We start from the raw sequence: 10,331 nt of genomic DNA, 5'->3' as shown, positions 1-10,331 counted from the left end.
TAATCGTGAGTTTTAATGTTGCAAGTTTAAATTAACACCAAGAACTACTACTAAAGTGGTAGATACAATGTCATTTTAGAAAAAAATAATTGCAAGTTTTTTGATATTACGCACGATTTATTTCTTATTTTAATTTACGAAATATAAAAAGGATTACATCTAGAAATATTACTCTTAAAAATCAAATAACTAAATAAAACAAATCGTGTTGGTAAAAATAAGAATCATTACTAAATTATTATCCTAAGTGATCAGTTTAAAACCAGTCATTAATAACTATAGCAGTTTCTTTAATACTCCGTATTTATTATTTATCTGCATTCTATTTCTTTAATCCAAATTATATTTTGATCAAAAACAATATTTTTTGTGTGGTTTTTTGTTACACATATAAGTTGGCAATGTCTTGATAGCATCCATCTGCTTGCTATCAAACCTATATAACAAAAAATACCCAAAATCGTTCGAGCTGATATACCCCCCCTAAAATAGTCGCTCGAAAAATGAAGGGATGGTTGGCTCACATTACTCGAGGCCCTTTTTATGGCAAACATAAGAAATAATGTACTGTGCTTACTGAGTCTAGTGGCAGGAATATTTCTCTTTACCTCTGTTCATGCACAAACCCCTACTCCGACTAAGGATGGTACCTCCACAATAAATACACGAAATGAAACTTTCGAAGCCGCTCATCCAGACCAATATCACTCTTGGCGAGCAACTTCTGAACAAGCGAACCGCGAAGATGCCCTCGCAGAAGACCCGCGTTTAGTCGTTCTTTGGGCGGGATACCCATTCTCCCGTGACTATAACAAACCGCGGGGTCATGCGTATGCCATCATTGATGTACGCGAAACATTGCGCACAGGTGCACCAAAAGATGCACAAGATGGCCCATTACCAATGGCTTGCTGGAGCTGTAAAAGCCCCGATGTTGCAAGGCTTATCCAAGAACATGGTGAAGATGGCTATTTTGAAGGCAAATGGGCAAAAGGTGGCCCAGAAGTCGTTAACGTTCTCGGTTGCGGTGACTGCCACAAAACTGATTCCCCTGACTTTGCGAAAGGAAAACCCGAGCTAACTCTGACACGCCCTTATGCAGAGCGCGCGATGGAAACCATAGGCAAGCCTTTCGATAAAGCCAGTCGTTTCGACCAACAATCCATGGTGTGTGGTCAATGCCACGTTGAGTACTATTTCTCTGGCGATAAAAAAGCCGTTAAATTCCCATGGGATAACGGAACCAAAGTCGAAGAGATGGAAGTGTACTATGACAACATTGGTTTTTCTGATTGGACAAACACACTATCCAAAGCACCAATGTTAAAGGCACAGCACCCTGAATATGAAACCTGGAGTGCAGGTATTCATGGCAAAAATAATGTGACCTGTATTGATTGCCACATGCCGAAACTACAAAACGAAAAAGGCGAACTGTATACCAGTCATAAAATTGGTAATCCGTTCGATAATTTCGAGCAAACCTGTAGTAACTGCCACACACAAAGCAAACAACAGCTGCAAGATGTCGTCGCAGAGCGTAAACACGCTATCCAAGAAATGAAAATCAAAGTGGAAGATCAGTTAGTTCGTGCTCACTTTGAGGCGAAAGCCGCATGGGATGCAGGTGCAACCGAAGACGAAATGAAACCAATCTTAACCGACATTCGCCATGCACAATGGCGCTGGGACTTAGCGATTGCGTCTCACGGTATCCATATGCATGCGCCTGATGAAGGTTTGCGTATGTTAGGTGGCGCAATGGATAAAGCCGCTGATGCGCGTACCAAACTTGCTCGTTTGCTCGGTTCGAAAGGCATCACCCATGAAATTGCCATCCCAGACATTTCCACCAAAGAAAAAGCGCAACAAGCCATTGGTTTAGATATGCAAAAAATCAATGCTGAGAAACAAGAGTTCTTAAAAACTGTTGTACCTCAATGGGATGAACAAGCTCGTAAAAATGACCTATTAGCCAAATAACCGTCATTTGCCCCGATGATAAGGGGCAATACAACCAATGGAGTAATTATGAGCGTACTACGTTCGTTATTCACTGCTGGGGTGCTGGCAACAGGCTTATTATGGGCAACTGCCGCCTCCGCTACACCTCAACTTGCTGAGGAAAATGCTGATGGCCGTTGGGTTGTCACACAGCAACGCAGCGCTGATGGCGCATGCTTGGATTGCCACAAACCAGACAAAGAAGGCATGCACGGCACGCACTCAGAAGTGGTCAATCCAAACAATAACTTACCAGTGACTTGCACCAACTGCCACGGTAATCCTGGGCCTGATCACCGCGAAGGCGTAAAAGATGTTATGCGCTTCAACAACCCAATGTACACCGTGGAACAACAAAACAGCGTCTGTTTATCCTGTCACTTACCAGAGCAACTGCAAAAAGCGTTCTGGCCCCATGATGTCCACGTGACAAAAGTGGCCTGTGCCAGTTGCCATGACCTCCATCCAAAACAAGATACGATGAAGGTCCTGACCGATAAAGGCAAGGTGAAGATTTGTGTTGATTGCCACTCTGAGCAGCGCGATAACCCTGCTTTCAACCCAGCAGCGGTGAAATTGCGTAAGGAGCAGCCATGAGTTGTTCTCGTCGTCAATTCATTATTTATTCAGGAGCACTGGCGGCGGTAGGAGGAATAGCTGGCCAAACTCTAGCGAATACCATGAAAATAGACGGCGTTCGCTACGGCATGATCCACGATGAAAATTTGTGTATCGGCTGTACGGCATGCATGGATGCGTGCCGTGAGGTTAACCAAGTCCCAGAGGGAGTTTCACGGTTAACCATTATTCGTAGTGAACCCATCGGACAGTTCCCAGATATCAAATATCGCTTCTTTCGCCATTCATGCCAACACTGCGAAAGTGCACCTTGTGTTGACGTCTGCCCAACAGGCGCTTCTTTTATCGATAAAACGACAGGCATTGTTGATGTCAATCCTGACTTATGCGTGGGCTGCCAATACTGTATCGCGGCATGCCCTTACCGTGTGCGGTTTATTCATCCTGTCAATAAAACAGCGGATAAATGCGATTTTTGTCGAAAAACCAATCTAAAAAATGGCAAGCAACCTGCTTGTGTTGAATCTTGCCCAACCAAAGCACTTACATTTGGTAATTTAGATGATCCTAAGAGTGATATTTCCTTGATGCTAAAGGAAAAACCCACTTATCGATTCAAAATCGCACTCGGTACTCACCCCAAAATGTACCGAGTCCCATTCAAATATGGGGAGGTTAGCCAATGACAACCGCTTCTGCTTTCCATTTTGAATCACTGGTTTGGGACTGGCCTATTGCGGTATACCTATTTTTAATCGGTATTTCTGCAGGTCTAGTTGTATTGGCCGTGTTACTGCGCCAGTACTACCCTAACGCTGCTGGTAGTAACAGTACTCTAATGCGTACTACGCTAATTTTAGCACCAACCACCATTGTACTGGGCTTGTTAATTTTGATTTTCCATTTAACACGTCCATGGACGTTTTGGAAATTGATGTTTCATTACAGTCCAACTTCCGTCATGTCGATGGGGGTAATGCTATTCCAAGTATATATGGCGGTCTTAGTGGTATGGCTGGCTAAAATCTATGAGACAGAACTGATTAGCCTGCAACAAAAATGGCTACCGAAACTCAGCATAATTCCTCGTGTACTCGCGATGCTTACTCAAGCTATGCGCTTTCTCGATATTATCATGCTGGTTTTAGCAGTATTACTGGGCGCCTATACGGGGTTCTTACTGTCTGCCTTAAAGTCCTATCCATTCTTAAACAATCCATTATTACCCGCTTTATTCCTATTTTCTGGAATATCGTCAGGAATTGCCGTGTCACTAATAGCATTAGCGTTACGCTACCGCAAAAATATTCATAATCCAGAATCAACCTTTTTACACCGTGTAGAAGGGTTTGTGATTTGGTTAGAGATATTCCTACTGGCGGCCTTTTTTGTCGGCTTAGCCTTAGGTGATGATGGTAAAATTCGTTCATTAATTGCTGCACTAGGCGGTGGTTTCTGGACATGGTGGTTCTGGATTGGTGTGGTTGGCTTCGGCTTTATTATCCCATTAGGCTTAAAAAAATGGGTAGATAAAAGCCATCGTGCAACAAGAATTTTGCTGGTCAGTGGTTCGAGTTTATTCGGCGTATTTTGCCTGCGTTTCTTTGTGCTATACGCAGGGCAATTAACGGTTGCATAATTTATTCAAGATTAAAGGTGATAATTGGAACTAATACTCCCAGAAGTGGGTTTCATCTGCCTTGTGCTGGCTCTGGGTCTCACCAGTTTTCAAGCACTATTTGGGTTTATTGGTCACTTCAGACACGTTCCGAGGCAAATGCCTCAGAACGTGTTTTGGACATCTTTGCAGTTTATCCTATTACTCAGTGCATATATTTGTTTAACCATCAGTTTTGTTAACAGTGATTTTTCGGTGGTTTATGTTGCTCAACATAGCTACCGACTCTCTCCGTTATCCATTAAAATTGCCGCCGTTTGGGGCGGGCACGAAGGGTCATTATTTCTCTGGTTATTGTTTATCTCAGCTTGGAGCACCTTATTTGCGTGGCGCTATCGCCAGCAAAAACACCCATTATTTTCATTAACACTCACCCTAATTGCGGTCATTAATGCGGCTTTATTGCTGTTTATCGTCCTGTACTCCGACCCTTTTGCTCGTATTTTTCCACCTGCAATTGAAGGGCGAGATCTCAACCCAATGCTGCAACATTGGGGGTTAATCTTGCATCCTCCGCTGCTTTATTTAGGTTATAGCGGTTTAATTATTGTTTGTGCTTTAGTCATTGGCTCACTGTTATCAGATGCATTTAATACAACAACAGCTTGGTTGTGCTGGCGCTTTCTAGTACCAAGTTGGTGCATACTCACTCTCGGTATCATTCTAGGTTCTTGGTGGGCTTATAGCGAATTAGGCTGGGGCGGGTGGTGGTTTTGGGACCCAGTCGAAAATGCTTCTTTACTACCGTGGCTCAGTGCCACCGCACTGCTTCATAGCTTAGCTGCATCACGAAAAAATGTGCTTTATCGCCACTGGTCTATGTTATTGGCAATCGCCACATTTATTCTCTCTTTATTAGGAACCCTGATTGTTCGTTCTGGTATTTTAATGTCTGTACATGCCTTCGCATTAGATAATGTGAGAGCCGTCCCCCTCTTTATATTATTCAGTTTTTTAAGCCTAACCTGCTTACTTATCTACGGATGGAAAGCCAAAACTACTGACAATGCAACACAAAGCAAAACACAGCGTGACGTTTATTTATTACTCACATTAATCCTATTTGTCGCTGTGTTATTTATTGTGCTTACAGGCACATTGTACCCGATGATTTATACGTTATTTGGTTGGGGGAAAATTTCGGTTGGTGCTCCTTACTTCAACCAGACCTTGTTGCCCTTTGGCATTTTAATGTTGCTGGTAATTACATTAAGTGCATTTAATCCAAATCCAAAAAAACGTCGTATTCTTTATATTGCATTTTTCGGCTTACTACTTGGCCTAGTTTTAGCGGCACATGGTATTATTATTGCTACGGCGTGTAGTTTATTAACTGTTGTTTTATTGGTTTTATGGTTAAAACCTTTCTACATTATCCGACAACAACTCCCTTCTTTATTAGCGCATACTGGCGTAGTTATTTTTGCTGCGGGTATTGCATTTTCAATCGGTAGCCGCCAAGAAACTAGTGTTAATCTAGCGGTTGGGCAAACTATCACATTAGCAGGCTATCAATTCAAATTTGCCGATTTACAACTCGCGGCACAGCCTAATTACACCACTGAAAAAGCTATTATTCACATTACTCAAGAGAGCCAATTTCAACATAATTTAATTACTGAACGCCGTTTTTATCTTGCTCGTCAGCAATTAATGATTGAACCAGGCATTAACTGGGGGTGGTTATGTAATTGGTATGTGGTGCTTGGTGAAAAGACTGGTGATCAACATTATGCAATGCGCTTTTATGTGCAAGATGGCATTCAATGGATATGGGGCGGCGGCATATTAATGTGCCTAGGACTCTTATTTGGCTGGATACGAGGGCGAAAAAAATATGCTTAATCTCTTACGTGCCCTATTTTTATTATGTATTTCAACCGTAGCGAATGCGCAAATTGTCGATACATGGCAATTTAACAGTGCTGAAGAACAAGAGTATTCTTTACAGATTGCTGCACAACTACGCTGCCCTCAGTGTCAAAATCAAAACCTATTAGAGTCTAACGCCCCTACCGCCGTCAGTATGCGCCATCAAGTCTATAAAATGGTATCCGAAGGGAAAAACCAACCCCAAATAGTGCAATATATGAGAGAACGGTATGGCGATTTTGTTCTGTACAACCCACCCGTCAATTTTACTACCGCCATTCTTTGGTTATTGCCTTTTTTTGCATTTTGTCTGACTTCTTACTACCTAATACGCGCTCTCCGCACACAGAGAAAACAGGCGTCGACACAATCATCAATAACCCCATCAGAACAATTACTGACGATACCTAAAATAAACCCAAACCTTAATACATGGAATCGTAAGCTCAATGCTTTACTCATCGTATTGGTCGTAGGGATCACCGCAAGCTATTTTTTATTACCCCGTTTTCAATTAGCTTATAATGAATATCAACGCATTTCAGATCCCATAAATGCCTTCACGCCATTAGAACAAGAACAAAGTGACCTATTACGCTTACAAAATGATATTCGCCAATCACCTAAAAACGGTGAACTTTGGGCCGTACTTGGGGAGTATTATTTATACCAGAATAGTTATGACAATTCGTTAATTGCCTACCAGAGAGCACTAAAATACACGGGGGAAAATGCACAACTGTACTCCGCTATCGCCACTGTTTTATATTATCAAGCGGGCCAGCACCTCACTGATGAGACACTAGCCGTTATCAACAAGGCACTTAGCCTTGATAATAATGAAGTCACTGCGTTGATGTTAATTGCTTCCGATGCGTTTATGAATGCAAACTATGATAAAGCTATTCAAATTTGGCAAACTCTACTCGATAGTAATAGTCCACGAATTAATCGAGCACAACTTATTGAAGCAATTCAAATGGCAAATATCATGAATAATAAACAATAATAAATTTATTCTAATATTACTAACGCTAGGTATTAATACATGGTAATCTATCACTAAGTAAAATTGTCACTAGCAAAATAATGACAATCTATTTAAATATGTAATTTTTCGTTTCTTATTGATTGTCATTATTTCCTTTCTATATTACTTAAAAAAAATTTATGCTAGATTTAATAAAATCAGCATTTCTTAATACACATACGTACAAAACCGTAATTAATATAGTCATATAGCTACATATACTGCTTATATGCATTTTCCTGTTTGTGTGTTTATTAAGGATAATTAAAATAACTACATATAGAAATAAATACTATGAGAAATAAAATATTTTCATTTTTAGTCGTAGGCCTTATTGCTGGCGTCTCCTTTATTGGCGGCGTTGCGAGTAATTATACTCCTGATTTAGATATTGTCTCTAAATCACAAAAAGCAGTAGAGGACTTTTTAGCATTCCCAAAGACAGCAAAGTATAAAAACGTTAAATATCATGAAATAAGAGAAACACTAGATCATGGCATGCTCGGGTATGTTTGCGGTGAAGTTCTTATCTTCACGACCCAAAACTCATACAGTTTTAAGCGATTTATTGTCAAAACATACCTACATCAAGATGGACGTAATGTCGTTTCTATTCCATTAATCGATAGTGATGAAAAAGAATTTCCAAACGATGAATTTAATATCATTTGGAATAAATACTGCAATAGTTAACAAAACGTAAATATCTAATTCTATTTATTATAAATTTAACTTAAAAGAAAAAATGAAATAGATATAAATTAAATATAGGATTTATATCTAATGTCAATAACTGCACTTCATTTATATGATAGTTGATAACAAATTAGAGTCCCATATTTTCATATGGGCTTTTTATTGGTCAGCTTAACGGTTGAGCAACAACAAGAAGACGAGCCATTAATTTCGGCCTCTTGAATCGGTGGACATTTAACTGAACCATAAGAGCAAAAAACACAACAATCCCCTTTTAATGGCTTCAATAAAACACCACAGTGCTTGCATTCATAAAACCATTGGCATGCATTTGTTGGCATTTCTTCCGCTTCAGATTTCCTACACTCAGGGCACGTGATCACTGATATTAATTCTATCTGTTTATGACTCATTTTAGCTCCATAACATCCGCGTTTTATTTTCATAAGAATAGCCCTTCTTCATTACAAATTCCTTGAGCTAAGAACAGATCAAGCTAAAAACTACTATTCTGATAGTAATTCTAATCTGCTTGATATAAAGTCTTCCCCCTTTTTTCTTTGGTCACTTAATTTTTGGAGATGAGATGTTTATTGGTTTTGATTATGGAACATCCAACTGCGCTGTCGCGATAATGGAAAATGGCGTACCTAAATTGCTGCCTTTAGAAGGTGAGCAGGCTTATATTCCATCGACTCTTTGCGCGCCAACGAGAGAGTCCGTTTCTGAACATTTATTTCGCCATTGCAAGATTTCACCTTCCGATGATATTGGACAACAAATTTTAAGAAGATCAATGGCATTTAACCAAGAAGAAGGTGTTGAGTTAGTACCTGAAGACATTGTATTCGGTCAAGCTGCGTTAGATTTATATTTACGGGATCCTCGTGATGTCTATTACGTCAAATCACCAAAGTCATTTTTAGGGGCTTCTGGTTTACATGAAACACAAATAAGTTTTTTTGAAGATCTTGTCTGCGCCATGATGCGCAATATAAAAGACACCGCCGAAATAAGTACACACAATCCAATTACAGATACCGTTATTGGACGCCCTATTAACTTCCATGGCCGTGGTGGTGAAACAGCCAATCAACAAGCAGAAGCCATTTTATACCGCGCGGCAAAACGTGCAGGTTTTCATAATATTGCTTTTCAATTCGAACCCGTTGCGGCAGGTTTAGAATATGAGTCAACGTTAAATAATGACCAAATAATCTTAGTCGTTGATATCGGTGGCGGAACAACAGATTGCTCATTAATTCAAATGGGGCCAAGTTACCGTGGTTCAGAAGACAGAACCCAATCATTATTAGCTCACAGTGGCCAACGTGTCGGTGGGAATGATCTCGATATCTACCTCGCTTTAAAACAACTTATGCCGCTTTTTGGCATGGAGAGCCAATCATCATCTGGGTTAAAAATGCCATTTTTGCAATTTTGGAATCCCATAGCCATTAATAATGTCGAAGCACAAAAAGAATTTTATTCAAGACCGAACTTATTGGCACTTACGCGTTTAAAGCAAGATGCGAAAGAACCTGAAAAAATTGCGCGCTTGCTCGAAGTCTATAACCAAACATTGGGCTATAGCCTTGTTCGTAAAGCTGAAGAAGCCAAAATTGCCTTATCAAATAGTCCTGAGTATTTGGCTCAAATAGCCTTAATGAATGAAGCGTTAGAAGTGAATATTCAGCAAGATCAGATGGTTGAATCTATTGAATCACCAAAAAGTAAAATGATTGAACTAGTAAAAGAAGCCGTAATTCAAGGTGGCGTACAACCAAATGCTGTTTTTGTCACGGGAGGAAGTGCTCGTTCACCGATACTACACCAAGCTATTGCTCAGGAACTGCCAAATATTCCTATTGTAAAAGGTGACGATTTTGGCTCTGTCACGGCAGGATTAGCACGTTGGGCAGAAACCTGTTTTAAATAAAAAACGATAACTTGCCTAAAATTAATGCCGCATTAAGCGGCATTAATTAGAAACTATTTTTTTACTTTATGGACAATATCAAAGTACTTATCTTTGCTATCTTGTTCAGGGTAAATACGGTAAGTATATTCTTCTGGTGTTACTGTGACGTTTTCAACAACACGGGTAAATAATACTTCACCTTTATCATTTTTCGCCGTTAATGAGCGAGTTTTTCCATTTTCATCAAATGACCAATCCCCTTTCATTTTCGGTTTGCCATCGAAAGTGGTCATATTAAATGTGCCATCAGGGTAATACTCAGCTAAGCCAAAGAAATTAGCGACTTGCTTATCATCAGCACTTACTGCTTTTTTGTCTTGATCCAACGCTTCCGTGGTTGTCCAAACTTTACCGACCATTATTTCTTCATAAGCATTTAATTTATGCTCCGCGCTCTGAGCTTGGCTCACAGCTTGAGTTGTAGCGGCATGAATACCAAATGACATAGTAGATACAACAGCAAATAATGTAGGTACTAATAATTTTTTCAT

At 40.1% G+C, this 10,331-nt stretch carries 10 protein-coding genes; 8 read left to right on the top strand and 2 right to left on the bottom strand.

Features of this window, described 5'->3' with window-relative positions:
* Positions 1-543: 543 nt before the first annotated feature.
* The 7 genes from nrfA (at position 544) to ACE2AL_RS06065 (ending at position 7,856) form a co-directional block, all read left to right on the top strand.
* Positions 544-1,983 carry an ammonia-forming nitrite reductase cytochrome c552 subunit gene (gene nrfA / locus ACE2AL_RS06095; protein WP_206082776.1) on the top strand — a complete coding sequence of 480 codons (1,440 nt, stop codon included), beginning with the start codon at positions 544-546 and terminating at the stop codon, positions 1,981-1,983.
* A gap of 48 nt (positions 1,984-2,031) precedes the next feature.
* On the top strand, positions 2,032-2,601 hold the full coding sequence (gene nrfB / locus ACE2AL_RS06090; protein WP_272539085.1) for a cytochrome c nitrite reductase pentaheme subunit: 570 nt from the start codon (positions 2,032-2,034) through the stop codon (positions 2,599-2,601).
* The gene (gene nrfC, locus ACE2AL_RS06085) at positions 2,598-3,269 is read left to right on the top strand and encodes a cytochrome c nitrite reductase Fe-S protein (protein WP_206082778.1); all 672 of its coding nucleotides are present in this window, start codon (positions 2,598-2,600) and stop codon (positions 3,267-3,269) included. Before nrfB ends, nrfC begins: the two co-directional genes overlap by 4 nt.
* Positions 3,266-4,222, top strand: coding sequence for a cytochrome c nitrite reductase subunit NrfD (nrfD, locus tag ACE2AL_RS06080; protein WP_206082779.1), 957 nt, complete (start codon positions 3,266-3,268; stop codon positions 4,220-4,222). Before nrfC ends, nrfD begins: the two co-directional genes overlap by 4 nt.
* Positions 4,223-4,246: 24 nt before the next feature.
* Positions 4,247-6,106 (top strand): heme lyase CcmF/NrfE family subunit, encoded by a 1,860-nt coding sequence (locus ACE2AL_RS06075; RefSeq protein WP_375084151.1) that lies wholly within the window; start codon positions 4,247-4,249, stop codon positions 6,104-6,106.
* The gene (gene nrfF / locus ACE2AL_RS06070) at positions 6,099-7,142 is read left to right on the top strand and encodes a heme lyase NrfEFG subunit NrfF (RefSeq protein WP_272539082.1); all 1,044 of its coding nucleotides are present in this window, start codon (positions 6,099-6,101) and stop codon (positions 7,140-7,142) included. Before ACE2AL_RS06075 ends, nrfF begins: the two co-directional genes overlap by 8 nt.
* A 315-nt stretch (positions 7,143-7,457) precedes the next feature.
* A complete protein-coding gene (locus ACE2AL_RS06065; protein WP_206082782.1) occupies positions 7,458-7,856 on the top strand; it encodes a hypothetical protein in 399 nt (132 codons plus the stop codon).
* Between the two features lie 149 nt (positions 7,857-8,005).
* On the opposite strand, the gene ACE2AL_RS06060 is transcribed toward ACE2AL_RS06065, so the two are convergent.
* Entirely contained in the window at positions 8,006-8,272 is a 267-nt protein-coding gene (locus tag ACE2AL_RS06060) for a GDCCVxC domain-containing (seleno)protein (RefSeq protein WP_206082783.1), read from the bottom strand.
* Positions 8,273-8,445: 173 nt separating this feature from the next.
* Here ACE2AL_RS06060 and yegD point away from each other — a divergent pair, with 173 nt between their 5' ends.
* Positions 8,446-9,798, top strand: coding sequence for a molecular chaperone (yegD, locus tag ACE2AL_RS06055; protein ID WP_272573396.1), 1,353 nt, complete (start codon positions 8,446-8,448; stop codon positions 9,796-9,798).
* Positions 9,799-9,851: 53 nt separating this feature from the next.
* Here yegD and ACE2AL_RS06050 read toward each other — a convergent pair whose 3' ends face one another.
* Positions 9,852-10,331, bottom strand: a complete 480-nt coding sequence (locus ACE2AL_RS06050) for a DUF4822 domain-containing protein (protein ID WP_206082785.1) — start codon at positions 10,329-10,331, stop codon at positions 9,852-9,854.

The organism is Providencia xihuensis, from assembly GCF_041953405.1.
Lineage (GTDB): Bacteria > Pseudomonadota > Gammaproteobacteria > Enterobacterales > Enterobacteriaceae > Providencia > Providencia vermicola.
This window is presented reverse-complemented; position numbering and strand designations above follow the sequence as displayed.

What these genes read in the sequence shown, in the direction of transcription:
- nrfB (WP_272539085.1), top strand. Translation starts at nt 2,032, where the DNA reads ATGAGCGTACTACGTTCGTTATTCACTGCTGGGGTGCTGGCAACAGGC.
- ACE2AL_RS06050 (WP_206082785.1), bottom strand. Translation starts at nt 10,331, where the DNA reads ATGAAAAAATTATTAGTACCTACATTATTTGCTGTTGTATCTACTATG.
- yegD (WP_272573396.1), top strand. Translation starts at nt 8,446, where the DNA reads ATGTTTATTGGTTTTGATTATGGAACATCCAACTGCGCTGTCGCGATA.
- nrfC (WP_206082778.1), top strand. Translation starts at nt 2,598, where the DNA reads ATGAGTTGTTCTCGTCGTCAATTCATTATTTATTCAGGAGCACTGGCG.
- nrfA (WP_206082776.1), top strand. Translation starts at nt 544, where the DNA reads ATGGCAAACATAAGAAATAATGTACTGTGCTTACTGAGTCTAGTGGCA.
- ACE2AL_RS06065 (WP_206082782.1), top strand. Translation starts at nt 7,458, where the DNA reads ATGAGAAATAAAATATTTTCATTTTTAGTCGTAGGCCTTATTGCTGGC.
- nrfD (WP_206082779.1), top strand. Translation starts at nt 3,266, where the DNA reads ATGACAACCGCTTCTGCTTTCCATTTTGAATCACTGGTTTGGGACTGG.
- nrfF (WP_272539082.1), top strand. Translation starts at nt 6,099, where the DNA reads ATGCTTAATCTCTTACGTGCCCTATTTTTATTATGTATTTCAACCGTA.
- ACE2AL_RS06060 (WP_206082783.1), bottom strand. Translation starts at nt 8,272, where the DNA reads ATGAGTCATAAACAGATAGAATTAATATCAGTGATCACGTGCCCTGAG.